General features: G+C 69.2%; 26 protein-coding genes. 14 read left to right on the forward strand and 12 right to left on the reverse strand.

Features of this window, described 5'->3' with window-relative positions:
* Positions 1–77: 77 nt before the first annotated feature.
* From QNA08_RS07720 to flhA, 10 genes are all read left to right on the forward strand, one after another.
* Complete coding sequence (locus QNA08_RS07720; RefSeq protein WP_283740118.1) at positions 78–1,655, forward strand: flagellar hook-length control protein FliK; 1,578 nt, start codon at positions 78–80, stop codon at positions 1,653–1,655.
* A 16-nt stretch (positions 1,656–1,671) separates the two neighbouring features.
* Positions 1,672–2,340 (forward strand): flagellar hook assembly protein FlgD, encoded by a 669-nt coding sequence (locus tag QNA08_RS07725; protein ID WP_283740119.1) that lies wholly within the window; start codon positions 1,672–1,674, stop codon positions 2,338–2,340.
* A gap of 133 nt (positions 2,341–2,473) precedes the next feature.
* Complete coding sequence (gene sciP / locus QNA08_RS07730) at positions 2,474–2,749, forward strand: CtrA inhibitor SciP (protein ID WP_283740120.1); 276 nt, start codon at positions 2,474–2,476, stop codon at positions 2,747–2,749.
* 198 nt (positions 2,750–2,947) lie between these two features.
* Entirely contained in the window at positions 2,948–4,573 is a 1,626-nt protein-coding gene (fliF, locus tag QNA08_RS07735) for a flagellar basal-body MS-ring/collar protein FliF (RefSeq protein WP_283740121.1), read from the forward strand.
* A gap of 38 nt (positions 4,574–4,611) precedes the next feature.
* A complete protein-coding gene (fliG, locus tag QNA08_RS07740) occupies positions 4,612–5,646 on the forward strand; it encodes a flagellar motor switch protein FliG (RefSeq protein ID WP_283740122.1) in 1,035 nt (344 codons plus the stop codon).
* Positions 5,647–5,656: 10 nt separating this feature from the next.
* The gene (locus tag QNA08_RS07745; protein ID WP_283740123.1) at positions 5,657–6,271 is read left to right on the forward strand and encodes a FliH/SctL family protein; all 615 of its coding nucleotides are present in this window, start codon (positions 5,657–5,659) and stop codon (positions 6,269–6,271) included.
* Between the two features lie 2 nt (positions 6,272–6,273).
* Positions 6,274–6,612 carry a flagellar motor switch protein FliN gene (fliN, locus tag QNA08_RS07750; RefSeq protein ID WP_283740124.1) on the forward strand — a complete coding sequence of 113 codons (339 nt, stop codon included), beginning with the start codon at positions 6,274–6,276 and terminating at the stop codon, positions 6,610–6,612.
* A gap of 69 nt (positions 6,613–6,681) precedes the next feature.
* Positions 6,682–8,040: a sigma-54-dependent transcriptional regulator FlbD gene (flbD, locus tag QNA08_RS07755; protein WP_283740125.1), complete on the forward strand. Its 1,359-nt coding sequence runs from the start codon at positions 6,682–6,684 to the stop codon at positions 8,038–8,040.
* A gap of 289 nt (positions 8,041–8,329) precedes the next feature.
* On the forward strand, positions 8,330–8,611 hold the full coding sequence (locus QNA08_RS07760; RefSeq protein ID WP_283740126.1) for a hypothetical protein: 282 nt from the start codon (positions 8,330–8,332) through the stop codon (positions 8,609–8,611).
* A gap of 224 nt (positions 8,612–8,835) precedes the next feature.
* The gene (flhA, locus tag QNA08_RS07765) at positions 8,836–10,965 is read left to right on the forward strand and encodes a flagellar biosynthesis protein FlhA (RefSeq protein WP_283740127.1); all 2,130 of its coding nucleotides are present in this window, start codon (positions 8,836–8,838) and stop codon (positions 10,963–10,965) included.
* On the opposite strand, the gene QNA08_RS07770 is transcribed toward flhA, so the two are convergent.
* From QNA08_RS07770 to QNA08_RS07780, 3 genes are all read right to left on the reverse strand, one after another.
* The gene (locus QNA08_RS07770) at positions 10,966–11,604 is read right to left on the reverse strand and encodes an FMN-binding negative transcriptional regulator (RefSeq protein WP_283740128.1); all 639 of its coding nucleotides are present in this window, start codon (positions 11,602–11,604) and stop codon (positions 10,966–10,968) included.
* A gap of 105 nt (positions 11,605–11,709) precedes the next feature.
* On the reverse strand, positions 11,710–12,546 hold the full coding sequence (locus QNA08_RS07775; protein ID WP_283740129.1) for a class I SAM-dependent methyltransferase: 837 nt from the start codon (positions 12,544–12,546) through the stop codon (positions 11,710–11,712).
* A gap of 9 nt (positions 12,547–12,555) precedes the next feature.
* Positions 12,556–13,572: a putative bifunctional lysylphosphatidylglycerol flippase/synthetase gene (locus tag QNA08_RS07780; protein WP_283740130.1), complete on the reverse strand. Its 1,017-nt coding sequence runs from the start codon at positions 13,570–13,572 to the stop codon at positions 12,556–12,558.
* Between the two features lie 379 nt (positions 13,573–13,951).
* Between QNA08_RS07780 and QNA08_RS07785 the strand changes: the two genes are divergently transcribed.
* The 3 genes from QNA08_RS07785 (at position 13,952) to QNA08_RS07795 (ending at position 15,700) form a co-directional block, all read left to right on the forward strand.
* Positions 13,952–14,548, forward strand: coding sequence for a GNAT family N-acetyltransferase (locus tag QNA08_RS07785; RefSeq protein WP_283740131.1), 597 nt, complete (start codon positions 13,952–13,954; stop codon positions 14,546–14,548).
* Positions 14,549–14,732: 184 nt separating this feature from the next.
* Positions 14,733–15,110, forward strand: coding sequence for a hypothetical protein (locus QNA08_RS07790; protein WP_283740132.1), 378 nt, complete (start codon positions 14,733–14,735; stop codon positions 15,108–15,110).
* An 8-nt stretch (positions 15,111–15,118) separates the two neighbouring features.
* On the forward strand, positions 15,119–15,700 hold the full coding sequence (locus QNA08_RS07795; RefSeq protein ID WP_283740133.1) for a TetR/AcrR family transcriptional regulator: 582 nt from the start codon (positions 15,119–15,121) through the stop codon (positions 15,698–15,700).
* 35 nt (positions 15,701–15,735) lie between these two features.
* Here QNA08_RS07795 and fliJ read toward each other — a convergent pair whose 3' ends face one another.
* Both fliJ and fliI read right to left on the reverse strand, forming a co-directional pair.
* On the reverse strand, positions 15,736–16,152 hold the full coding sequence (gene fliJ, locus QNA08_RS07800; protein ID WP_283740134.1) for a flagellar export protein FliJ: 417 nt from the start codon (positions 16,150–16,152) through the stop codon (positions 15,736–15,738).
* 37 nt (positions 16,153–16,189) lie between these two features.
* The gene (gene fliI / locus QNA08_RS07805) at positions 16,190–17,533 is read right to left on the reverse strand and encodes a flagellar protein export ATPase FliI (RefSeq protein ID WP_283740135.1); all 1,344 of its coding nucleotides are present in this window, start codon (positions 17,531–17,533) and stop codon (positions 16,190–16,192) included.
* Between the two features lie 384 nt (positions 17,534–17,917).
* Between fliI and ctrA the strand changes: the two genes are divergently transcribed.
* Positions 17,918–18,619: a response regulator transcription factor CtrA gene (gene ctrA / locus QNA08_RS07810; protein ID WP_283740136.1), complete on the forward strand. Its 702-nt coding sequence runs from the start codon at positions 17,918–17,920 to the stop codon at positions 18,617–18,619.
* A 136-nt stretch (positions 18,620–18,755) separates the two neighbouring features.
* Here ctrA and QNA08_RS07815 read toward each other — a convergent pair whose 3' ends face one another.
* From QNA08_RS07815 to chpT, 7 genes are all read right to left on the reverse strand, one after another.
* Positions 18,756–19,286, reverse strand: coding sequence for a glycine cleavage system transcriptional repressor (locus QNA08_RS07815; RefSeq protein WP_283740137.1), 531 nt, complete (start codon positions 19,284–19,286; stop codon positions 18,756–18,758).
* 102 nt (positions 19,287–19,388) lie between these two features.
* On the reverse strand, positions 19,389–20,243 hold the full coding sequence (locus tag QNA08_RS07820) for a CheR family methyltransferase (protein ID WP_283740138.1): 855 nt from the start codon (positions 20,241–20,243) through the stop codon (positions 19,389–19,391).
* Complete coding sequence (locus tag QNA08_RS07825; RefSeq protein WP_283740139.1) at positions 20,240–21,400, reverse strand: protein-glutamate methylesterase/protein-glutamine glutaminase; 1,161 nt, start codon at positions 21,398–21,400, stop codon at positions 20,240–20,242. Before QNA08_RS07825 ends, QNA08_RS07820 begins: the two co-directional genes overlap by 4 nt.
* A 46-nt stretch (positions 21,401–21,446) precedes the next feature.
* On the reverse strand, positions 21,447–21,812 hold the full coding sequence (locus QNA08_RS07830) for a response regulator (protein WP_283740140.1): 366 nt from the start codon (positions 21,810–21,812) through the stop codon (positions 21,447–21,449).
* Between the two features lie 23 nt (positions 21,813–21,835).
* On the reverse strand, positions 21,836–22,330 hold the full coding sequence (locus QNA08_RS07835; protein WP_283740141.1) for a chemotaxis protein CheW: 495 nt from the start codon (positions 22,328–22,330) through the stop codon (positions 21,836–21,838).
* Positions 22,327–24,933, reverse strand: coding sequence for a hybrid sensor histidine kinase/response regulator (locus tag QNA08_RS07840; protein ID WP_283740142.1), 2,607 nt, complete (start codon positions 24,931–24,933; stop codon positions 22,327–22,329). The genes QNA08_RS07835 and QNA08_RS07840 overlap by 4 nt, the downstream gene beginning before the upstream one ends.
* Positions 24,934–25,043: 110 nt before the next feature.
* Complete coding sequence (chpT, locus tag QNA08_RS07845) at positions 25,044–25,688, reverse strand: histidine phosphotransferase ChpT (protein ID WP_283740143.1); 645 nt, start codon at positions 25,686–25,688, stop codon at positions 25,044–25,046.
* Positions 25,689–25,727 lie beyond the last annotated feature (39 nt).

Raw genomic sequence — 25,727 nt, forward strand, 5'->3', positions numbered from 1 at the left:
CGTTTCCCACCGTCTCCCGTGGCGTCGTTCCTTCTCTATAGCGGGCGAGGCCGTCGCGTGCCAGCGGGCGCGAGCAATTGCCGCCTCCCGGCAAATCCTGCCGGCCAAGGACGTCATCCCGCTGCTCGCCGTCAGCGCGCGATGTCGTCACGGGCGCCTCTAACCACTTGATTTGGCGAGATCTTGGCAGGCGCGCATGGGCGGACATTCCCTTGGCCCGCACCTTGCACGACCGCTGCCCGAACGAGATCCGCGCAGCAGGAGACGTGATGCGTCAGGCCGATCCCGCATTGTCGCTGTTCAAGTCGCCATCCGTGGCCCGGGACAAGGGCGGCGGCTCCGCGCGGCCCGCGCCTTCGACGGGCAAGGACGATGGCGCGCGCGAGCCCTTCGCGCTGCCCGGGACGCCGCGGAACGCCGGCGCGGACCGGCCCCAGACGGCCAGGCCGGCGCCGCGGCCGGATGGGGCGCGCGATCGCCAGAATGCGGCAGTCCGGGAGCGCGACGCCGCATCCGAGCGGAGCGACAAGCCTGCCGCGAGCGGCGCGTCGGGCAATGGCGCCGATGAGGCTGCCGCGACGCCGGCCGACACGGACAAGCCGGAGAAGGCCGCTGCGCCGGCGGCCCCGGCCGCGGAGGCACTGACCGCGATCGACGCGACGATCGCCCCGGCACCCGCCCCCCTGCAGCCCCCACCGCCCCCGCCGGCGGAGCCCCCCGGCCAGTCGCCAGATGCCGCCGCCAGCGTCGCGGCCGCTCCAGCTATCGTCAGCGAGGATGCCGCCCCGCCGCAGGCGATCGAAGCGCCGGCGGGCGTCGGCGCCGCCGGGCCGGCGGCGGCCCACGCCCCCGTACAGGCGGGCCTTGCAGCGCAAGGAACCCTCGACCGGTCCGCTGACGCGAAGGCGACGCAGCCCCTGACGGATGGCGATTTGCCGGCCGCCGCCAAAGCGACGGATGCCGCGCCCCCCGGCGAAGGCCAGGTGCGGCCCTCGGGCCAGGTCGCGGCTGAAGGCTCGGCCGGAACCGAGGTGACGAAGACCGCGCGGGGCGAAGGAGGGGCCGCCGACGAAACCGCCCGGCCCGCGACGTCGACGCTCGCCACGGTGACCGCTCCCGCCGCGCCGTTGCCGCCGCAGGCAGGCGCCGCCGCCATCCCCCCGGCCGACGTGGCGCAGGCCGCCGCGGCGGCGAAGGCTTCTGCGCAGGCCACCCATCCGGTCGTGAAGGACGTGCCGCTCGCCGCCGTCCCCATCGAGATCGGCATGCGCGCGCTCGCCGGCAGCAAGCGCTTCGATATTCGCCTCGATCCGCCTGAACTTGGTCGCATCGATGTGCGGCTTGAGTTCGACGACGCGGGCTCCGTCAAGGTGCAGCTCACCGTGGACCGCGTCGAGACGCTTGCTCTCCTTCAGCGCGACGCGCGCACGCTCGAACGCGCCTTCGAACAGGCCGGCCTGAAGCCGACGGACGGCGGCGTCGACCTGACGCTGCGCGACCAGCAGGCCCACGGCGGTCACCAGCGGCGGGACGAGGGGAGCCGAGAGGCGATGCCCGGCGCGCCCCCGCGCAGTTCAGCCGCCGAGATCAGCGAAGACATCATCCCGGCCCGGGCCCTGTGGCGCGGCAGTACCGGCCTCGACCTGCGCATCTGAGCATGGACATCGCCCCATGAGCGTGACACCCACCACCGACGCCGCCCAGACCGCCCAAACCACCGCGGGCACCAGGAACAGCAAGACGATCGCCGGCAATTTCGATCAGTTCCTGCTGCTCCTGACGACACAGCTCAAGAACCAGAACCCGCTCGACCCGCTCAACACCAACGAGTTCACCCAACAGCTCGTCCAGTTCGCCTCGGTCGAGCAGCAGATCAAGACGAACGACACGCTGAGCGCGCTCGTCTCCAGCACGCAGGCCTCGACGGTGACGATGGCGCTCAGTTTCGTCGGCGCCGAGGTGACGGCGGACGGCGCCGCGAGCTCACTCAAGGGTGGCAAGGCGGAGTGGACGCTGAATGCCGCGCGCGCGGCGTCGGAAGCGAGCATCGTCGTCAAGGACCGCAGCGGCAACGTCGTCTACAAGGAGACGCGCGCGCTCGCCGCCGGCGCCCAGAAGTTCACATGGGACGGGCGCACCTCCACGGGGTCGACGGCCCCGGACGGCGACTACACCATCAGCGTGACCGCGCGCGACACGACTGGCCAGACGGTGAGCGTCAACACCGAGATCACGGGCCGCGTCGACGGCGTCGACCTCTCGGGCAGCGCGCCGGTGCTCACGGTCGGCAGCATCAAGGTGCCGCTCACCGGCGTAAAGTCGATCCGCAGGGCGGCATGACTTCGTCCGCAGGGCGGCGACGGCGGCCACTCGGCGCAACCTACAATTGGTTCGCCGCCTTTAGGCAATTCTTAAGTGCGCGTCCCTATCGTCGCGTCTCGACATTGGTCCGTCGAGTCTGTGTGAGCGTATCATGACCGAGACCCATCGCCCGAGGGTGAAATACGTCATCGGGCCGGACGGCAGTCCATTGACGATTGCCGACCTGCCTCCGACGAACACCAAACGCTGGGTGATCCGTCGCAAGGCTGAAGTCGTCGCCGCCGTGCGCGGTGGCCTTCTCAGCCTCGATGAAGCCTGCCAGCGCTACACCCTCACCGTGGAAGAATTCCTGAGCTGGCAGCAATCCATCGATCAGCACGGCCTGGCGGGCCTGCGGACGACGCGTATCCAGCATTATCGCCAATAGGCTTCTGATATTCCTCAACTTTCGGAAGCGCCGGCCTCGGGCCGGCGCTTTCGTTTTGACCGCCTCCGGCGACCGCGGCGGCGATCCTCCCTCAAGCCCGCGACGGCGCCGTTAACCCTTCGCTAACCCTACGCTGGGAAATTCTTGCCCAGTGGCCGCGGTGCTTCGCGGCGGGGTTCGGCGCACAGGACGGAAAGCGTGAACGGGGCTCTCGAAATCTTGCGCAAGCTGGGGCCGCAGCGGCTCGCGGCGATGGGTGCGGTGACGCTGGCGCTCATCGGCTTCTTCGCCTTCGTCATCATGCGGATGAGCCAGCCCGCGATGGGCGTGCTCTATACCGACCTGTCGTTCCAGGACGCCGGCACCATCGTGCGCGATCTCGAGACGCGCGGCATCCGCTACGAGGCGCGGCAGGATGGGCAGACGATCCTCGTGCCCAAGAACGAGATCGCCAGGCTGCGCATGGAGCTCGCCGGCAAGGGCCTGCCGTCCGGCGGCGGCATCGGCTACGAGATCTTCGACAAGGGCGACGCCTTCTCGTCCACCAGCTTCGTCCAGAACATCAACCACCTGCGCGCCCTCGAAGGCGAGCTCGCCCGCACCATCCGCTCGCTGTCGCGCGTTCAGTCGGCGCGTGTCCATCTCGTCATGCCGGAGCGCCGCCTGTTCGAGCGCGAGCGCGAGGAACCGCGCGCCTCCATCGTGCTGAAGCTCGCCGGCGAGCTCGACGGCGCGCAGGTGCGCGCCATCCGCCACCTTGCCGCCTCCGCGGTGCAGGGTCTGAAGCCGGAACGCATCTCCATCGTCGACGAGCGTGGCCGGCTGCTGGCCGACGGCGCGCAGGCGGAGGGCTTCGCCGGCGGCATCGCGCTCGACGAGAAGCAGTCTGCCATCGAGCGCCGCCTGCGCTCTCAGGTCGAGGAGATCGTGGCCGGCGTCGTCGGTCCCGGCCGCGCGCGCGTGCAGGTGGCAGCCGACCTCGACACGAGCCGCATCGAGAGCCGCTCGGAGACCTTCGATCCCGAGAGCCGCGTCGTCCGCTCCACGCAGACGCGTGCCGAGAATCAGCTCAGCAACGAGCCGCGCGAGGGCGCGGTCAGCGTCGGCAACGAGCTGCCGGGCGCCAACCAGCAACAGCAGGCCGCGCAGACGACGCGCGACGCCTCCAACAAGAACGAGGAGATCATCAACTACGAGATCTCCCGCACCACGCGCACCGAGGTCGCCGAGAGCGGCCGTATCAGGCGCCTGTCGGTCGCAGTCCTGGTGGATGGCGTCTACGCGAAGGACGCGACCGGCAGCCTCACCTATCAGCCCCGCCCGACGGAGGAGCTCGAGCGCATCGGCGCCCTGGTGCGCACCGCCATCGGCTTCGACAAGGCGCGCGGCGACCAGGTGGAGATCGTCAACCTGCGCTTCGCCGACGGCCCCCAGCCGATCGAGGCGGCCGCTCCGGAGGGCTTTCTCGCCGGCCTCCTCAACTTCACCAAGGACGACCTGCTGCGCGCCTTCGAGATGGGCGTGCTCGCGATCCTCACCCTCGTCGTCCTCATGACGGTGGTGCGCCCGCTGGTGCAGAAGGCGATGTCGCCCGAGGCCACGACCCAGGCCCTGCTGCCCGGACCGGCGGAGGGCGCGGAAGGTCCCTCGCCCGGCGAAGCGGCCCTGCTCGCCGCCCGCGAGAGCCCGGCCATGAAGATGCTCGAGCTCGCCAAGGCCAACGGCCAGGTCCAGGCCCAGTCGCTGGAGAAGGTGGGCGAACTCGTCAGGCAGAGCCCGCAGGAGACGGTCGCCATTCTGCGGCAGTGGATTCACCAGTCGTGATCTCGGGCAACCCGGCACGGCGAGAGCGGTAGGACGACATGCAGGCATTGGCGAGCGCCCAGAAGAAGAGCATGACGCTCAACGAGCTCAGCGGTCCCCAGCGCGCGGCGGTTCTGCTGCTCGCGCTCGGGCCGGAGCACGGAGCCGAGGTGTGGCGCCTTCTCGAGGAAGACGAGCTGCGCATCATCTCGCGCACCATGGCCCAGCTCGGGGCCGTCGAGCCCGAGGCGGTGGAGAACCTGATCGTCGACTTCGCCGAGCGGCTGTCGACGGCGGCTGTGACGGGCAGCTTCGACCGCACCGAGATGCTGCTCAGGCAGACGCTCCCGGCGGCGCAGGCGCGCGCCATCATGGACGAGATCCGCGGCCCCGCCGGCCGCAACATGTGGCAGAAGCTGTCGAACGTCGACTGCGAGCTCCTCGCCAACTACCTGAAGAACGAATATCCGCAGACAGTCGCGGTCATCCTCTCGAAGATCAAGCCGGAGAATGCGGCGCGCGTCCTCACCATCCTCCCCGAGGACTACGCCATCGACGTCGTCAACCGCATGCTGAAGCTCGACTCGGTGCAGAAGGTCGCGCTCGATCACATCGAGGAGACGCTGCGCAACGAGTTCATCGCCAGCCTGTCGCGCACCGCGCAGCGCGACAGCCACGAGATGATGGCGGAGGTCTTCAACGCCTTCGACCGGCAGACGGAGACGCGCTTCCTCGCCTCCCTCGACGAGATCAACAAGGACGCGGCGGAGCGCATCCGCTCCCTCATGTTCACCTTCGAGGACCTCACCAAGCTCGATCCTGCGTCGGTGCAGACGCTCATGCGCCATATCGACAAGGACACGCTGGCGCGCGCGCTCAAGGGCGCGCCCGAACCGATCCGCGAGTTCCTCATGTCCAACATGTCGAGCCGCGCCGCCAAGATGCTCCAGGACGACATGGATGCCCTCGGCCCCATGCGGCTCAAGGACGTCGACGAGGCGCAGATGAAGATGGTCAACCTCGCGCGCGATCTCGCCGACCGCGGCGAGATCATGATCACCAAGAACAGTGCCGAAGACGAGCTCATCTACTGAGACCATGGCGATGGCCGCGCGCAAATTCCTCTTCGACCGCGACTTTCGCGCCCCCGCGGTCGCCCATGTCTACGACGCGACGGCCATCGCCGCCGCCGAGGAGCGCGGCTATGCCCGCGGCCTCGCCGACGGCCAGAGCCTGGTGCGCAACGAGACTGCGACCCAGCTCGCCCTCACTGTCGAGCGGCTCGCCCAGCAACTGGCGACGCTCGTCGCCGAGCGCGATGCCGTTGCCGCGGCGGCCGAGGACGCGGCGGTCGCCTTCGCCGTGCTGCTGGCGCGCAAGATTGCAGGAGCGGCCCTCGACACGCAGCCACTGGCGGCCGTGGAGGACGCCGCCCGCGACTGCCTGCGCCACCTGCGCGGCGTCCCGCATGTCGTGGTGCGCGTCGGCCTGTCCTTCGTCGACGCCGTCGACGAGATGATGGGCCGCCTCGCGCGCGAACGCGGCTTCGAGGGGCGCATCGTCGTCCTCGGCGACCCCGACATGATGCCCTCCGACGTGCGCATCGAATGGGCGGATGGCGGCCTCGTGCGCGACCGCGCCGCCCTGCAGGCGGCCGTGACGAACGTCGTTGCCCTCACCCTTGGACCCGACGTCGCCGACATCGGCGCTGGAGAATGAACATGACGACCGACAAGGACCTCCCCCTCCCCCCGCTCCAGCCGGGCGACATCTCCTTCGACGCCCTTCCCGACGACGCACCGCTCACGCCCAAGACCGCCGACGACCTCGAACAGGTCTTCGACGTGCCGGTCACCGTCTCGGCCGTGCTCGGCGCCGCGCGCATGCCGGTCGGCGACCTGCTGCGCCTCGGCCCGGGCACGATCCTGTCGCTCGACCGTCGCGTCGGCGAGGCGATCGACATCTTCGTCAACAACCGGCTGGTCGCGCGCGGCGAGGTCGTCCTCGTCGACGAGAAGCTCGGCGTCACCATGACCGAGATCATCAAGGCCGATCACTAGTCTCGACGCAGCGTCTCCGGCGAGGGGCTCGCGCCGCGCCGGGACATGCCCAGCCCCGGAGGAAATGCGATGCGCCTCATCATCGTCGGCAGCCTGAAGGGCCAACTGTCCGCCGCCGCCAAGATCGCCGTCGAGCGCGGCGCCAACGTCACCCATGCCGAAAGCACCGATCAGGCGCTCGCGGTCCTGCGCGCCAAGGGTGCCGACCTCCTCATGGTCGACGTCGCCATGCCGCTCAAGGCCCTCGTCGAGAGCCTGGAGAGCGAGCGCATCCGCGTGCCGGTCTGTGCCTGCGGCACGGGTACCGACGCCCGGGCGGCGGTAGCCGCCATCCAGGCCGGCGCCAAGGAGTACATCCCCCTGCCGCCCGATCCGGACCTGATCGCGGCGGTGCTGGAAGCCGTGAGCGCCGATGCGCGCGCCTTCGTCTATCGCGACGCGGCGACGGAGCGGGTCGTCAAGCTCGCCGAGCAGATCGCCCGGTCGGAAGCGTCCGTGCTGATCACCGGCGAGAGCGGCAGCGGCAAGGAGGTCCTGGCGCGCCATGTGCACGCGCGTTCCAACCGCAAGGACAAGCCCTTCGTCTCGGTGAACTGCGCCGCGATCCCCGAAAACCTCATTGAATCCGAGCTCTTCGGCCATGAGAAGGGCGCCTTCACCGGTGCGCTCGCGCGGCGCATCGGCAAGTTCGAGGAAGCGAACGGCGGCACCCTGCTGCTCGACGAGATCTCGGAGATGGACGTGCGGCTGCAGGCAAAGCTCCTGCGCGCCATCCAGGAAAGGGTCATCGACCGTGTCGGCGGCTCGAAGCCGGTGCCGGTCGACATCCGCATCATCGCGACCTCGAACCGCAATCTGGCGGAGGAGGTGAAGCGCGGAACCTTCCGCGAGGACCTCTTCTACCGGCTCAACGTCGTCCACCTGCGTCTGCCGGCGCTGCGCGAGCGGCCGGCCGACATCCTGGCACTCGCCGAGCACTTCGCCAGGAAATACGCCGAGGTGAACGGTCTGCCCGTGCGGCCGCTCGCCATGGAGACGCGCCGCGCGCTCGTCGCCAATCCCTGGCGCGGCAACGTGCGCGAGCTCGAGAACACGGTCCATCGCGCCGTTCTCCTCGCGACGGGCCCAGAGATCATGCCCGAGGCCATCATGACGCCGGAGGGCGAATCGCTGACGGCGCCGGCCGACGCCGTGACGCGCGTCGTGCAGACGGCGGAGGCGATGACGCGCTCGCTCGTCGGCCGGACGGTCGCCGATGTCGAGCGCGACCTCATCCTCGACACGCTCGACCATTGCCTCGGCAACCGCACGCATGCGGCGAAGATCCTCGGCATCTCCATCCGAACTCTGCGCAACAAGCTCAACGAATATGCCTCCGCCGGCATCGCGGTGGCCGCTCCGGGCGAGGCGCGCTTCGCCGGCGCCTGACGGCCCCCAGGTCGGGCAGGCAGGCCGGGCGACGACGGTTCGTCCCGGCTTTCCTGCCGTCGTGACGATATTTTCGCTTGACCCGCCGTTCCGACGGGAGCATGTGCGTGAACGTGTTCCGCGGTCGGCGCCAGCCGCGGCTGCGGGATTCAACAGGAACCAGGGACCATGCCCAGCGACAGTCAGAGTCGATTGACCAGACTGCCGGACGCCCTCGTGAACGCCTGATCCCGCCGGATCGGCTCACCTGCGGTCGACCGGCAAGGTTCGATCGCGAGGAAGGTGAGCCATGAACACCGAGACCCGTCTTCTCGCCGTGAAGCCGCTCCGCGCCCGCCGCCTTGCCGGAGTGCGGGCGCAAGCCACACCCGCACCCCCCTGCGCGGCCCGCCGCAGCGCACCTGCCGCGGCCGAGCGCAGGCCGCGCGCCGACCGAAGCGGCACGGGCCTCGTCCTGTGGCTCATGATCCTGCTGGTGTTCCTGCCGATCGTCGGAGCCCACGCCATCGCGCAGCACAATGCCGCCGGCCATGCGCCGAGCGACGCGCAGACCGCGGCCCTCGGCAAGTGACATCGGCGGCAGCGCGCGCGGCGCAGGCCCGCGCCGCGCCCGCCGCGACCCTTTGAAGCCACGGCCCACGGCGCCGATGCGGCCGTCCATTCGCGCGGGCGGCGCGCATGGCGCGTGCGGCCGAGGCGTGTCCCCTCGCGAGCGGGGATTAACGCTTCGCTAACCATATACCCGGCAATTTCTGCCCATGTCCGGCGCGCCCCGCGCCGGCGATGGCGACAGACATGACCGACATCAGCGCAAGCCCGTCCTCGCCCGCCAGGGCGGCCCTCAACCTGCCGTCCGCAGGACATCTCGGCGCCCTCCTGAGGCGCAGCGACATCGCGCTGGCGCTCGCCGTCATGGGCATCCTCGTGGTGCTCATCGTGCCGATGCCGCCGCTCCTGCTCGATCTCCTGCTGGCGGTTTCGATCATTCTCTCCGTGCTCATCCTCATGACCTCGCTGTTCATCGAGGAGCCGCTGGAGTTCTCCGCCTTCCCCACCGTGCTCCTGATGGCGACCATGCTGCGGCTCGCCCTCAACCTCGCCACGACGCGCCTCATCCTGGCGCACGGGCACGAGGGCACGGCCGCCGCCGGCCACGTCATCGAGGCCTTCGGTGGCTTCGTGATGAACGGCAATTTCGTCATCGGCGTCATCGTCTTCATCATCCTCATCATCGTGAACTTCGTGGTCATCACGAAAGGCTCGGGCCGCATCGCCGAGGTCGCGGCGCGCTTCACCCTCGACGCCATGCCCGGCAAGCAGATGGCGATCGACGCCGATCTCTCCGTCGGCCTCATCGACGAGGCGACGGCGCGCAAGCGGCGCAAGGCGCTCGAGGACGAATCGGCCTTCTTCGGCGCCATGGACGGCGCCTCCAAGTTCGTCCGCGGCGACGCCATCGCAGGCCTGCTCATCACCTTCATCAACGTCGTCGGCGGCATCGTCATCGGCGTGGCGCAGCAGGGCATGAGCTTCGCCAGCGCGGCGCACAGCTACACGCTGCTCACCGTCGGCGACGGCCTCGTGTCGCAGATTCCGGCGCTCATCGTCTCCACCGCCGCGGGCCTCCTCGTCTCCAAGGCGGGCGTCACCGGCGCGGCCGACAAGGCGCTCGGCAAGCAGCTCTCCGGCTATCCCAAGGCGCTCGGCATGTCGGCCTTCGTCATGGCCGTCATCGGCCTGATGCCGGGCATCCCCATGCTGCCCTTCTTCACACTGGCGGCGGGCGCGGGCTACCTCGCCCGCAAGTTCGCGCGCGCCCAGAGGGAGGCCGCCGCGGCAGAGGCTGCCTCCGCCGCCGGCGGCGCGGATGCGGCGGCCGCAGTCCAGGAGGAGCCCATTGCCGACGTGATGCGCATGGACGAGCTCAAGGTCGAGATCGGCTATTCGCTCCTGCCGCTGGTCAACGCACCCCACGGCGAGGACCGCCTGACCGAGCAGATCAAGGCGCTGCGCCGGCAGCTCGCGCTGGAGATGGGCTTCGTCATGCCCGCCGTGCGGCTCATCGACAACGTGCAGCTCGATTCGAACGCCTACATCGTCCGGGTCAAGGAGATCGATGCCGGGTCAGGGGTTGTCTATCCGAACCTGTTCATGGCCATGGACCCCCTCGGCACGCAGGTGCAGCTGCCGGGTCAGCACGTGCTCGAACCCACCTTCGGCCTTCCGGCAACCTGGATCGACGGCTCGCTGCGGGACGAGGCTCAACTGCGCGGCTACACGGTGGTCGATGCGGCGACGGTCATCTCGACGCACCTCACCGAGGTCATCAAGAGCCATATGCCGGAGCTCCTCGGCCATGTGGAGGTGCAGAAGCTCCTGAAGGAGCTGCCGAAGGAACATGCCGACCTCGTGAAGGAGATCGTGCCGAGCCAGATCTCGACCACCGGCATCCAGCGCGTGCTGCAGCTCCTGCTCGCCGAGCGCGTCTCGATCCGCGATCTCGGCACCATCCTCGAAGGCATCGCCGAGGTCGCCGGCGTGTTCAAGAACCCGCGCGACATCGCCGAGCACGTGCGCATCCGCCTCGCGCGCCAGATCTGCTCGCAGCACGTGGCGCCGGGCGGACACCTGCCGATCATCACGCTCTCGCCCCTCTGGGAAGGCGCCTTCGCCGAGGCGATCGTCGGCGTCGGCGAGGAGCGCCATCTCGCCATGCAACCGTCAAAGCTCACGGAATTCGTGCAGCTCGTGCGCGAGCGCTTCGAGGACGCCGCGCGCATGGGCGAGATGCCCGTGCTCGTCACCTCGGCCCAGGCGCGCCCCTTCGTGCGCTCCATCATCGAGCGCTTCCGGCGCGAGACGCCCGTGCTCAGCCAGGCCGAGATCCACGCGCGCGTCCGGCTGAAGACGGTGGGCAGTGTCTGATCACCCGCTGGACCGCGCGGCGACGACGGCCGCCATGGCGAGCGCCTCGGCCGTGCCCTCCCGTTCGAGGCCGGCGACGACGCCCGCCCGGTCCGCCGCGGGGCGGTTCTGGCTCGCCTTCCACTTGGCCTCGATGCGCGTGATCGTGAGCTCGATGCCGACGATGCCCTTGAGCTGCGCCGCGACGAAATCCTCGGGAGCATCCTCGATGGCCCAGGGCTCCTGCCGGCCGGCCTCCTGCGCCGCCGTCAGCGCCGCGATCTGCCGGCGCAGCCACGCGGCGTCCTCGGTCGCCACAAGCCGGCCGTAAGCCTGGACGATGACATAGTTCCAGGTGGGCACGACCTTGCCGGTCGCGCGCTTCGTCTCGTACCACGACGGGGTGATGTAGTGCTCCGCACCTGAAAAGATGGCGAGCACCTCCACTGCCGGGTCGGCGTCCCGCCACTGCCTGTTGGCCCGCGCGAGATGGGCGCGCAGGACGCCCTTCTCGCCTGCGGCGGCATCGAGCACGAAAGGCACCGGGTTCGCGACGAGCCCGCCGGAACCGAGCGTGACGAGCAAGGCGAGCGGATGGCGGCGCATCAGCTCGTGCTGCACTTCGATGCGATCCTCGCGGAAGGCCGGCGGCTGATACATGGCGGCTGATCCTCGGCGTTGGCCGTCGTAGGTCTTGTCGGGCCGTGCCCCATTTCCTACCGCATAAGCATCGTCAGCGGGCATTCCCCGTCATGATGCGACCGATCAATCGGCCGGATGCTTGCGCAGCCACAGGCTCGTCTCGAAGGTTCCCGGCACGAGCGGCAGCCGCGCCAGGACGCCGGCATCGACGGTCGGCGCGAGGCGCGTCGCCGCATAGCGGCTGGCAAAGACGATCCCGTAGGCCCCGCCCTGGAGCAAACCGCCGACGAGGAGCTGTTCATTGTAGCCGCGCCAGTCCCAGACCGCGGGATAGGCCTCGGGCAGGAAGACGTCGTGCACGTGGACGAGTGCGCCGACCGGCAGGCGGGGCAGCAGGTCCAGGAACAGGCGGTCGACGTCGTTGCCCGGCATGGCGACATGGCTCGAGTCGATGAAGAGGATGTCGCCGGGGTCCAGCTCGCCGACGACCTCTCCCCCGACCTCCTCGGCGAGCGATGCGATATGCGTCACCGGCAGCCGGCCGATCGTGGCGCGCGGTGCCGGGTCGATGCAGGCGATGCGCGTGTCCAGTCCGCCGTCGCTCACCGCGCGGGCGAGGAACCGCGTCGAGTGGCCGGAGCCGATCTCGACGATGCGTCGCGGCTTCTCTCGCCGCACGAGCGCATAGGCGGCGGCCGCGTCGAGGCGCGGAAACCAGCTCTGGCGCCAACGCAGCTCGGGGCCATCCACCGGGATGCGGTCGAGGTCGGCGGCCAGCGCCTCGATCTCGCCGAGCACGGTGCGCATCGCCGGCTCGGCCGCCTCGAATCGCGGCAGCAGGGCGCGATAGGGCGCGCGCCGCATCGGGCGCGCGTGGCGGTAGGGAATGAAATAGCCCCGCGTCGCAAGCCCCGTGAGCGTGCCGAGGCCAAGCACGAGCCGCCGCAGGCGCCTGCTCACGGCAAGGCCTCAAGCCGCCTTGTCGTCAACCCGGACGCGGGCGCGTGCCGGAACGGCCGTGCCATGCGGCTCGACAGGTCTGCCGGCGAGCCTCTCCTGGAGGGTCTTCGACAGGCGCGACCGCTCGAACAGGATGACGACGACCGTCGAGAACGCGAGCGGCACGAGGAGATAGAGGAGGCGGAAAACGAGGAGAGCGGCGAGCACGTCCGCCTGCGGCAGGTCCGGCATCGCCTTCAGGAAGACGAACTCGAGGACGCCGAGGCCCCCCGGCGCGTGCGAGATCAGCGCAGCCGAGAACGAGGCGAGGAATACGCCGAGGACGACGAAGAACCCCGGGTTGCCTGCCTCCGGAAGCGCGAAATAGATGATGCCCGCCGCGCCGAGCAATTCGAGCGGCGCCGCGATGAGCTGGCGCGCCGTGATGTGGAGGCGCGGATAGTAGATGTGGAAGGAGCCGATCGTGAGCGGCTTGAACTCGCGCCACGAGCCAAGCACGTAGAGCGTGACGAAGGCGAGCATGCCTGCGCCCGCAAGCCGGGCAGGCAGGGTCGGAACGTCGAAGAGCCGCTGCACGATCTCGGGCTGCAGCACAAGCACGAGACCGCCGAGAAGCACCGTGCCGAGCCCGAAGGTGAACGAGCACAGGGCCACCAGCACTCCGACCTCCGCGAGGCTCAAGCCCATCGTGCCGTAGGCGCGCAGCCGCACCATGGCCCCCGACAGGACGGAGGCGCCGATGTTGTGCGACAGGGCGTAGGTCGTGAACGAGACGAGGGAGATCACCACCCACGACAGCTTCTTGCCGAGGTGAAGGAGGGCGATGCGGTCGTACCAGGCGAGCGCCGCATAGGCGACGAGCGTCGCGCCCGCGGCCAGGAACCAATGCCGCGCCGATATTGCCGAGAGGCTGTCGACGAGATCGCTCGCCGAGATGCCCTTCAGTTCCTTGTAGAGGAGCCAGAAGGAGAACACGACGGCCAGGAGGCCGACCACGGGCCAGACGTACTCGAGCTTCTTCTTCATCGGCGCGGGATGTTCCGCATTCTTGCGGGACCGTGGTCCCCTTTGGAAGTCGCGCATCTGTGCCCGAGCGCGGGGCTGACCGCAAGCGGTTCTTATCTCATGACCGATCATCGTGACGGCAAGATGGTCTGGAAATCGCCTGCGCAGGTGAAGCAGGGAGGCGCCCGGCCCGACGTGGCGGGGAGCAGGTGGTACCGGAAGGGGCTCCTCGTCGACACGCCCCCCTCTTCATAGACCGGCGGTCATCGAGCAGGGGACGAATGGGGAACGCCATACAGCTCCCGATGGAGCGGCTCCCTCCTCCGTGGGATAGGCTCGCCGGATCGCGTCGATTCCCCCTCCCCGCTCGGCGCGCCACGCAGAGGCTACCCAGGCTCCCATGCTCCGCGACGGCTACACCGACATCCCGCCCGGCAAGATCGCCTCCATCGTCACCTATCTCGACATGACCCGGCGCCCGCCTGCGCGCGACCTGCCGCCCCCGGGCGGTTTTGCCCTCGCGCCCCTGCGCGCCGACCATCTGCGGCGCTACCGGGCGGTCTACCGGGCCGTTGGCGAGCCATGGCTGTGGTTCGGCCGGCTCGGCCTCGGCGACGACGCGCTCGCGGCGATCCTCGGCGACGCGGATGTCGCGGCCTTTGCCGCAGTGCGCGACGGGCGGGACATCGGCCTTCTCGAACTCGACTTCCGCACGACAGCCGAGGGCGAGATCGTCTATTTCGGCCTCGTGCCCGAGGCGATCGGCGGAGGCGCCGGACGCTGGCTGATGGAACGCGCGCTCGAGCTCGCCTGGGCTCGCCCGATCAAGCGCCTCATGGTCCACACCTGCAGCCTGGACCATCCGGCAGCGCTCGATTTCTACATCCGGTCCGGCTTTCGTCCCTACAAACGCGCCGTGGAGGTTGGTGACGACCCGCGCCTCACCGGCGCTCTGCCGCGCGCGGCCGCCCCGCACGTGCCGCTCCTCGAGGGGTGAGGCGATCCGGCCGCCCGGCTCGGCGGCGTCGCAGGATGCCGGCGGCCGGATGGCGGCATCCGCCGGTGTGTCGGCCGCGGGCCGGCAGGCCGCCCTTCCGGCCGGGGCATCGTCCAGCAGCGTTGCCAATGCGGTCAGGCGCATATAACATACCATACCATATGGAATGTTAATGGATCACGAGATGCTCGCCTCCCTCCAGCCCTGGCTCGCCGCTGCCGCCCTGCTCTCCGCCGCCACGGCGCTCATCCACACCTTTCTTGGCGGGCGCGAGATCGCGGTGCCGCTGCTGGCCGCGCGCGACCTCGCGCCCGTGCCGAAGCTCACGGCCTACTACTGCTGGCACATGGTCACGCTTCTGTTGTTCGCCATGGCCGTTGGATTTGCCCTGGCCGCCGCTGGCCGCGGCGAGGGCCTCGCAACAGGGCTGACGATCCTCGCGGCCCTGTTCGCCCTGCTCAGCCTCGGCCTCGTGGTGGGTTACCGGGTCAACCCGTGGCACATGCCGCAGTGGGCGCTCTTCCTGCCGATCGCCCTGTGCGGCGCGCTCGGCAACCTGTGAGGCCGACGATGTCCAGAGCGACGCCGCGTCGTCCCGGCCGCCGGACCCGCGCCGACTGGGTCGAGCTGGGGACGACGCTCCTGCGGGAGGAGGGCCCTGCGGCCCTCACGGTGGAACGCCTGACGGCGGCAGCCGGCCTCACCAAGGGATCTTTCTACCACCATTTCGACGGCATCGGCGCCTTCGTCGAGGCGCTGCTCGACGCCTGGGAGGAACATTCGACGGAGAGCATCCTGCACGCCGTCGAGGCCCTGCCGCCGACACCGGAACGGCGCCAGCGGATGGCCGACCTCACCTACGCCATCGACCTGCGGCTGGAGACAGCGGTGCGCCGCCTTGCCGCGGGTGACGCCCGCACCGCCGGGCGCCTCGCCGAGGTCGACGCCCGGCGCGAAGCAGCGGTCGCCCGCATCGTCCAGGAGGACTACCGGGTGAGCGAGGAGGAGGCCGGCGTCGTGGCGCGACTGCTCTACACGCTCCATGCCGGCGTCGTCGCGCGCGCCCCCGCAGACCCGCGGGGCTTTGCCGCTCCCATGCTGGCGCTCATAGAGGCCTGGCTCGGCGACATGGCCAGCCGCCGCGGCGCCTGACGTCGCGGTTCGCCTGTCAGGCGACGGGAATCCGGTCAGGCGTGCATGCGGACGGCGCGCGCAAGCCCGATGCGGTCGAGTTCCGCCTGTTCGCGAGCCCCGTCCGCGGCGCGTTCTCGCGCATGCTCGCGGTCGTCGAGGAGTTCGACCTTCTTCAGTTCCTCGAAGGCCTCCTGCAACTCGCTCTTGGCCTCGTCGAGCTGGCCCTTGAGCTCGTCGGCCGAGCGCGAGAGGTTGTCGCGGCGCTGCATGGCGGCCTTCGCATAGGTCGGATAGGCGAAATGCGCGGGGTCGGAGATGCCGGCGCGGCTCTCCTCCAGCGCGATCTCCCGATCGAGATCGTCGGCCATGCGCGTGAATTCCGCGATCATCATCTCGATCTGCGCGACCCGGCGACGTTTCTCGTCGACCTGGAAGCGCTTCAAGCGAATGAGGGTATCCCGCGACTTCATCGCCCACTCAACTCCTCGGCAAGCCGATCAGCCGGCCTCATGCCGCGGTCATGATCTCCGCGAGCCGTGCATAACCATCGCCGATGGAGGTTGACTCTTCCTTACCTTGAGCGAGGAAAGACTCGAGGGCCGGCATGAGCCGGATCGCCTCGTCGACCTCCGCCGAGGCGCCCGGGCGATAGGCGCCGAGCCTGATCAGTTCCTCCATGTCGGCATAGGTGGCGAGCACGCCGCGCGCCTGTCGCACCACGGGCCAGTAGGCCGGCGCGCAGGAGCGGGGCATCGTGCGCGACACCGACTTGAGGATGTTGATCGCCGGGTAGCGGCCGCGCTCGGCGATGGCGCGCTCCATCACGATATGGCCGTCGAGAATGCCGCGCACGGCGTCCGCCACCGGCTCATTGTGGTCGTCGCCGTCGACGAGGACGGTGAAGAGGCCGGTCACCGTCCCCTCCCCCGTGCCCGGCCCCGCGCGCTCGAGCAGGCGTGGCAGCTCCGAGAAGACGGTGGGCGTATAGCCCTTGGCCGTCGGCGGCTCGCCGCCGGCGAGGCCGATCTCGCGCTGTGCCATGGCGAAACGCGTCACCGAATCGATCATGCACAGGACGGAGGCGTCGCGGTCCCGGAAGAATTCGGCGAGCGCCAAGGTCAGGTAGGCAGCCTGCCGGCGCATGAGCGCCGGCTCGTCGGAGGTCGCCACGACAACGACGGAACGCGCCAGGCCCGCCTCGCCAAGGTCGTCCTGGAGGAACTCCTGCACCTCGCGGCCACGCTCGCCGACGAGGCCGATCACCGACACGTCGGCTGCCGTGTTGCGAGCGAGCATGGAGAGCAGCACCGACTTGCCGACGCCCGAGCCGGCGAAGATGCCCATGCGCTGGCCCTCGCAGCAGGTGAGGAACGTGTTGAGCGCCCTCACCCCGAGATCGAGCGGGGCGCCGACGCGCTTGCGCGCATGCGCCGCCGGCGGATCGGCCTTGAAGGGATAGAGCCGGGGCCCGGGCGGCAGCGGCCCCCTGCCATCGATCGGGCGCCCCAGCGCGTCGACGACGCGGCCGAGCCACCCCTCCGACGGGCGCACGCCGGCGGCCGAACCGCGCACGACGGCCTTGCAGCCACGGCGCACGCCGTCCAGCGAGCCGAAGGGCATGGCAAGCGCGCGTTCGCCCGAGAAACCGATGATCTCGCAGGGAATGACGACCTCGGCTCCGACCTCGACGTCGACGCGGCCGCCGAGCCGCATGGCGGCGACCGGCCCGGCGATTTCGACGAGGAGCCCCCGCACGGCCGCGACCCGGCCGTAGATCATCGCGTCCTCGATCCCCTCGACCGCGGCGGCGAGCGCCTCCAGCCGCCCGAACCGCCCGCTACCCACAGTCATGCACATCCCCCGCGAAGGCTCATGTCCGCATCAACTTTTCGTTTACCGGCGTCGTTAAGACTAACGCTACCAGTTCCCGAACGCGCGGGCGTCTGGGAACGGGAGCTTGAGTCTGTTGAATCGCTTAGCCTGGTTTCCTCACCGATGATGTGAAGAACATGGGAGCCCGAAACTGCCTGTTCGCCAGCATTTTACGCCGATTCGTGAAAGTTTCGGCGGTGGGTGCTTGCGCACCGGAATCAGGGTTTGTTAACCATTCTCTCGTACCGTCGCGAGTCGGATCGAGTGGGGCAATCGGGCGCGCGCTCCGCCGCGTTTCGCGGACGGCGCCGGGGACCCGGGCCTCCATGGTGATGGAGCCCGGAGCGAGGTTGGGGACCTGAAATGCGCGTACTGCTCATCGAAGACGACAGCGCCACCGCGCAGAGCATCGAGCTGATGCTCAAGTCCGAGAATTTCAACGTCTACACGACGGATCTCGGCGAAGAGGGCGTCGACCTCGGCAAGCTCTACGACTACGACATCATCCTCCTCGATCTGAATCTGCCCGACATGTCGGGCTACGAGGTCCTGAGGAGCCTGCGCGTCGCCAAGGTGAAGACGCCCATCCTGATCCTCTCCGGCCTTGCCGGCATCGAGGACAAGGTGAAGGGCCTCGGCTTCGGCGCCGACGACTATCTGACGAAGCCCTTCCACAAGGACGAGCTGGTCGCGCGCATCCACGCCATCGTCCGCCGCTCGAAGGGCCACGCCCAGTCGGTCATCACCACGGGCGATCTCGTCGTCAATCTCGACACCAAGACCGTCGAGGTCGGCGGTGCCCGCGTGCATCTCACGGGCAAGGAGTACCAGATGCTGGAGCTCCTCTCCCTGCGCAAGGGCACCACGCTGACCAAGGAGATGTTCCTCAACCATCTCTACGGCGGCATGGACGAGCCGGAGCTGAAGATCATCGACGTCTTCATCTGCAAGCTCCGCAAGAAGCTCGCCAACGCCTCGCAGGGCAAGAACTACATCGAGACGGTGTGGGGCCGCGGCTACGTCCTGCGCGAGCCGAGCGAGGCCGAGGAGCGCATGGCGGTCTGATCTTGCGCCGCCGTCCGAATGGCACCAGGCCCCGCCCCCGCGGGGCTTTGCTTTTGGCGACCCGCGTCCTTCCGAAGCTGCGCCGAGCAGTGCCGCATGGGGCTTCCGCGGCCGCGCCGTGCCGCAGCGCCGCCGCCTACAGGGTCGAGGACTCGATCTGGCTCGACAGGCCGAGGCTGCCGGCGGTATTGCCCACTGCGGCAAGGCACAGGTCCGCACGTTCCGGCGGAATCGAGACCGCGAAGCGCGTGACGTAGAGGCCGCCCTCCTCCTCCGTCAGTTTGCGCGCCTCGAGGCGCACGATATTGGCGCCGTACTGCGTGAAGATCTCCGACAGGCGGGCGACGAGGCCGAGCTGGTCGCCGCCGCTGACGGTCACGCGATGGGTCACCCGCCCCGTGCCGACGGGCGCCGGATCGAAGGCATAGGGCACGACGTGCACCTGCGCCCCGGCGAGCTCCGGCAGCGCCTTGAGCCCCTCCTCGATGTCGCCGGTCGACACGCCCGAGGGCAGTTCGCAGACAGCCGTGAATTCCGCACCCGCGCCGAGCACGGCGAAGGTCGTGTCGCGCAGGTTGACGCCCGCCCCGAACAGGCGGTCGGCGACGGCTGCGACCAGGCCCACGCGGTCGGCGGCGAGGATGGATACGAGCGCGATCGAGGTCATGAGCCGCTTCCCCTCGCCTACAGGCTCGTCCGGCCTCCGCCACCTGTCAATCGGCGGAAACCGCCGTGGTGAGCATGGGGGCGCGTCAGATCATGCGGCGTCTCATCGCGACATGGCGAGCTTCAGGGCGCTGAGCGGCGTGCGCTGCTCGCGCGGCACGTAAAGGCCCCGATGCGTGGTGTGGGGTGTGAGATCGTCGCTGAGCCCGATCACCGTCTCGGCCGCACCCAGGAAGAGCGCACCGTCAGGCGCGAGCCGGTCGGCGAGGCGACGCAGCACGTTCATCTTGGTCGGCACGTCGAAGTAGATGAGCACGTTGCGGCAGAAGACGATGTCGAACTCGCCCAGAACCGAGAAGTCGCGCAGGAGGTTGAGGGTTCGGAAGTCCACCATGTCCCTGAGCTTGTCGGCGATCTGCCACATGTCGCCAGCCTGCGTGAAATATTTCAGCAGGAACTGGATCGGCAATCCGCGCTGCACCTCGAACTGGGTGTAGAGGCCGGCCTTGGCACGCGCGATGACCTCGGTCGAGAGATCTGTTGCGATGATCTCGACCCGCCAGCCTGCGAGCTGCGCTGCGGCTTCGTCGAGGATCATCGCCAGCGAATAGGGCTCCTGTCCCGTCGAGGCGGCAGCGCACCAGATGCGCAGCCGCCGCGTCAGGGCGCGCGCCATGAGAAGCTGGGGCAGGAGCACGTCGCGGAACAGCTCGAACGGCCCCTTGTCCCGGAAGAAGAAGGTCTCGTTCGTCGTCATCGCCTCGACGACGAGGCGCTCGAGCTCGATGGCCCGCCCGGTGCGCAACAGCGCCACGAGATCGCCCAGCGTGTCGAGGTTCTGACGACGACAGACGGGGCCGAGCCGGCTGTCGACGAGATAGCGCTTCTCCGCCGTCAGGGTGAGGCCCGAGCGCGCGTGCAGGAAGGCGCGCAGGAAGTCGAAATCGACTTCCGTCATCGCGATCCCCCCCGGACAAGCGCACGGACGGCCTCGGAGATCCTCGGCAGGGGCAGCACGGCCGTGGCAAGCCCGGCGCGCGCGACGGCCCCGGGCATTCCCCACACGGTGCTCGTCGCCTCGTCCTGGGCGATGATGGTCGCGCCCGCGTCGGCCAGGGCGCGCGCGCCCTGCAAGCCGTCGCTGCCCATGCCGGTCAGCATGACGGCGAGGGCGGCCGGTCCATAAACGGCGGCGGCCTCGCGGAACAGGAGGTCGACCGCCGGGCGGCAGAAGTTGATCGGCGGCCCGTCATCGAGACGCACTGCCGGATGGCCGTTGAATCGCATGACCCCGAGATGCCTCCCCCCCGGCGCGATGTAGACGACGCCCGGAACGATCCGCTCACCGTCCTCCGGCTCGCGCGCCGGGCGCCCGGTCTGCATGCGCAGGTGCTCGGCGAAGACGGCCGTGAAGATCGGCGGCATGTGCTGCACGATCAGCACGGGCAGGTGCTCCAGGACCGAGGGACCGAGTTCGCCCAGGACCGTCGAGATGGCCCGCGGGCCGCCGGTCGACGCCCCGATGAGCAGGCAGCGGGGCATGACGGCCGTCCGTGGCAGCACGGCCTCGTCCGCAGCCCCCGCCGGCCGGGCCGAGATGTCGGCCGCAGCAGGAACCGCGTGCGCCGATAGGGCCGCTTGTGTCGCCGCGTACCGCTCCCTGCGCCGACGCGCCATGGCGAGCGCATCGATCTTGAGGACGAGTTCGCGCCGGAAGTTCAGCGAGGTGGTGATGCCGCGGTTGTTCTCCGGCTTCGGTATGTAGTCGGTCGCCCCGAGCGACAGGCACCGCAGCGAGATTTCCGCATTGCGCCGCGTGAGCGCGGACGCGACGAGGACCGACAGGCCTGGCTTCCTGCGCAGCATGAGCGGCAGCGCCGTCAGGCCGTCGAGCTCCGGCATGTCGAGGTCGAGGACGACGATGTCCGGGTCGGCGGCATCGAGCATGTCGAGGGCGGCCCGGCCGTTGGGCGCCGTCGCGACGACGGTGAGATCGGCATGTTCCAGAAGCCAACGCGACACAAGACCTCGAATGACCGCGGAATCGTCCACGATCATGACGCGCGTCAGTCTCGGTTCAGTCGGCGGTGAGATCATGGCGAAGGCTGACGACATGCGTTTCCCCTGGGGCCGCCCGGATGGAACGGATTGGGCGTCGCGCTCAGGCGAGTCCGACCTCTTGGAACTTCGCCGTCATGATCTCCTTGTCGAAGGGCTTCATGATGTACTCGTCGGCGCCGGCATGCATCGCGCGCGCGATGTGGGCGACGTCGTTCTCCGTCGTGCAGAAGACGACCTTGGGTTCGTTGCCGCGTGGCATCTGGCGCAGGGCGCGCAGGAAATCGTAGCCGTCCATGACCGGCATGTTCCAATCGAGGAGCACGGCATCGGGCATCTCCCGCCGGCACAGATCGAGCGCCTGCGCGCCGTCCTCCGCTTCGCTGATGCGAAACCCCAGGCCTTCCAGGATGCGGCGCGCCACCTTTCGAATGACCGCCGAGTCGTCGACGATGAGGCAGTGCTTCATGGCTCAGCTCCGGTCGGCACCGCTCACGCGGCCCTGGCGTCGACGCCGAACGCCAGCACCGCGTCGACGTCAAGAACGATGAGGAGTTGGTCGTCCAGCCGGTGGACGCCGCGCGACAGGCCGGCCCAGCGCGGGTTGAGATGGACAGGGTTGGGCTCACGGCTGTCCTGCCCGAGCTGCAGCACCTCGCCGACGCTGTCGACGAGCAGCCCGTAGCTTTCGCCGGCGCTCTCCAGGCCGACCGCCGTCACCTCGCCCTCCTCCGCGCGGTCCGGCATGCCGAGGCGCGTGCGCAGGCAGACGGCCGTCACCACGCGCCCGCGCAGGTTGAGCAGCCCCTTGATCTCGAGCGGCGCCAAGGGCACGCGCGTGATCGCGTGGACGATGAAGACATCATGGACCTGCGCGATGGGAAGGCCGAAGCGCTGGCCGCCGACCGTCACCGTCACATACTGGCAGTTCTCGTCACCCGCCACGGCTGTAGGTCGCCGACCGGCCTCGCTGCTCGTTGCGGTCATGCGGCTTCCCCGTAGCTCGGACAGGCCTCCGCAAGCGCCGCGATCAGGCCGCTGCGGTCGAATTTAGCCACGAAGTCGGCAACGCCCAGGCGGCGCGCCCGCTCCACGATCGACTGGCTGACATAGGACGACAGGGCGATCACCGGAATATCCGCGGTCGCAGGCTCGACGCGCAGCGCTTCGATAAGATCGAAGCCGCTCTTGCCCGGCATCTCGATGTCGGTGACGACGACGTCGACCTTGCGACCCGCCGCAAATATGGCGAGCGCCTCGTCGGCGTCGTTGGCGATGGCGACGCGATAGCCCGCCGCCTTGAGCACAGGCCCGAGCAGGCTGCGGAAGAAGGCCGAATCGTCGACGAGCAGGACGGTGCGCGCCGCCGCGCTCGGCGGGCTGCCGCGGTTGAGCCAGTCCTCGTGCCCCAGCGGGAGGAAATGCGCCACGTTGACGATCTCCGCGGCGCGCCCGCGCACAATCGCGGAGCCGACCACCTCGGGACGATCGGTGACCAGATCGATGACGATGTGCTCCTCAACGATGTCGACGATCTCGTCGACCATCAGCCCGAGGGCCCTGTCCCCATCGGAGAAGACAACGATCGGCTGAGCGCCTTCCGTGCGGACGCGGACTGCGGGGTCTGCCGGAACGAGCGGCATGAGCCGCCCGCGATACTGGAGCAGGATGCGCCCGCCCACCCGCTCGATCTTGCTCGCATCCACTTCCTCGAGGCGGGTCACGACCGACAGCGGCACGGCCTTGAGGCCGTCGCCGCCGGCACGGAAGACGAGGAGCGTCACCGCCTCCTTCTCCTCCTCCTCCTCGGGTGCCGGAGCCTCGGCCACCTCGTCGGTGAACATGGCGCGTTCGCCGACACTGACGCCGACCGTGCGCGAAACGCCGTTGGGGTCGATGATCAGCACCACCGCGCCATCGCCGAGGATCGTGTTGCCGGAAAACAGCGAGAGATGGCGCAGCCGCCTCGACATCGGCTTCACCACGATTTCCTCGGTGTGGAAGACGCCGTCGACGAGAATGCCGAAGCGCTGCCGCCCGACCTGCGTGATGACAATGAAGCCGTCGTCGTTCGCTCCCTGGTGCCCGACGTCGAGCTGCAGCAGGGCCGCGAGCGGCACGACCGGCAGCAGGCGGTCGCGCAGGCGCAGCACGGGCGTGTCGTCGATGTGCTCGATCTCGTGATCCGAGCCTGGTCGAACCCGCACGAGCTCGAGCACGGCGACCTGCGGGATGGCGAAGCGCTGCCCCCGCGCGCTGACGATGAGCGCGGCGATGATGGCGAGCGTGAGGGGGATCTTGATGGTGAAGGTCGTGCCGCGGCCGAACTCCGAATGGATGTCGATCGTGCCGCCGATGAGCTCCAGATTGCTCTTCACCACATCCATGCCGACGCCGCGTCCCGACACGGCGGTAACGCTGCTGGTCGTCGTAAAGCCTGGGTGGAAGATGAACTTCGCTACCTGGGCGTCGCTCATGCGATCGACGTCGATCTCCGCCGCGAGCCCGCGCTCGATGACCGTGCGGCGGATGCGCCGGTAGTCGAGCCCCCGCCCATCGTCGGAGACCTCGATCGTGATGGTTCCGCCTTCGTGGTAGGCGCCGAGCCGGATGGTCCCGCGTTCCGGCTTGCCACGGGCGACGCGCTCGGCCGGGCTCTCGATGCCGTGGTCGGCCGAGTTGCGGACCATGTGCGTCAGCGGGTCTTTGATGATCTCGAGCACCTGGCGGTCGAGCTCGGTCTCGGCCCCCTGCATCACCAGATCGATCTGCTTGCCCAGTTCGGTGGCGAGGCCGCGCACGACGCGCGGCAGCTTCTGCCATGCCGAGCCGATGGGCTGCATGCGCGTCTTCATGACGCCTTCCTGCAGCTCCGCGGTGACGTGCGACAGGCGCTGCAGCGGCACCTTGAAGGCCGTGTCGTCCTGGCGGCGGGCGATCTCGAGGAGCTGGTTGCGCGTCAGCACGAGCTCCGAGACCATGGTCATCAGATGCTCGAGGGTATTGACGGTCACGCGGATGGTCTGCACCCGCGGCGCCCTTGCCTCCTCCACCTCGGCGACCGCGCGCCTCGCTTCGTCCTCGCGCGCAGGCGACTGCGGCGGCCCGTCGGGCGAGGCCATCTCGTCATGGGCCGGCGCGTCGCGCCGCGCGTCCTCCGGCGACGGGGCCGGCCGCCCGCCAGAGGCATCGTTCGCCGCGCGGATGTCCACCTCGCCCGTGCTGCCGAGGCGCTCGAGCCCCTCGATGAGATCCTCGTCGAGACCGGGAGGCTCGGCGGCGGTGCGTTCCAGCTCCCCGAGGATCAGCTTGATGCGATCGATGGTCGCCAGGATGAGCGAGACCGCGTCGCTCGTGACGGGCATGCCGTCGCGGAACTTACCCATGAGCGACTCGGCCGCATGCGCGAGCGTCTCGAGGCGGGGCAGACCGAGAAAGCCGCAGGTGCCCTTGATGGTGTGGACGAGCCGGAAGATGTTCTGCAGGATCGTCGTGTTGTTCGGATCCTGCTCGAAGCGGACGAGTTCGATGTCCACGACATCGAGATGTTCGCTCGTTTCCGTCAGAAACTCGCGCAGTAGCTCGTCCATGAGTTCAACCCGACAAGGCGCGCGAGCGACCGCTCGCGCGCGAACGCGACTCTGCGCCCAGTGTCGGGGGTAAGGGTTTATGATCGGTTGAGACGATCGCGCACCCGCGCTCAAGCAACGGGTTCGGCGACGATCCGCACCCCGCCGTCGGCGAGAGAGAAACTTACGCCCATTCCGGCCGCCCGGGCGATGAGGCCCGTATAGAACGGCTGGATGGCGTGGGCGTCGACCGAGCCGTTCTCCGACCGCCCGGCGACGAGGTCCTCCGCATGGGCGGGAATGCGCGCGTTCACGCCACGCGCATCGATGACGAAGCGCACATTGTCGCCGTCCACCTCCACCTGGGCCTCCAGGGAACCGCCGCGCGGAATGGCGTTGGTGGCGAGAAGCAGCAGGTTGAGCAGCAGCTTCACCTTGTTCTTCGGCAGGAGCAGGCGCGGCGCAGTCCACGTCACCGACAGCTTGTCGTCGTTGAGGAAACCCTTGGCCACCTGCTCGGCGTCGCCGAGGTCGATCGAGGCACCGGCCGAGCCGGCGGCACCGAAGGCAAGGCGGGCGAACTGCAGGCGGGCAGACGCCTGGCGCGCGCTCTTCTTGATGAGGTCGAGCGCGAATTCCTTCATCGACGCATCGTCCTCGTCCTCCAGCACCTCAAGGCCGTTGACGATGGCGCCGACGGGGCTGATGACGTCGTGGCAGACGCGGCTGCAGAGCAGCGCGGCGAGATCGAGCGCATCGAGCGCGACGGCGGTCATGCGAGGCTCCGCTGGCGGCGAATCACGAGGGGGCGAGGC

Origin of the sequence: Chelatococcus albus, assembly GCF_030067675.1 — a bacterium.
GTDB lineage: Bacteria > Pseudomonadota > Alphaproteobacteria > Rhizobiales > Beijerinckiaceae > Chelatococcus_A > Chelatococcus_A albus.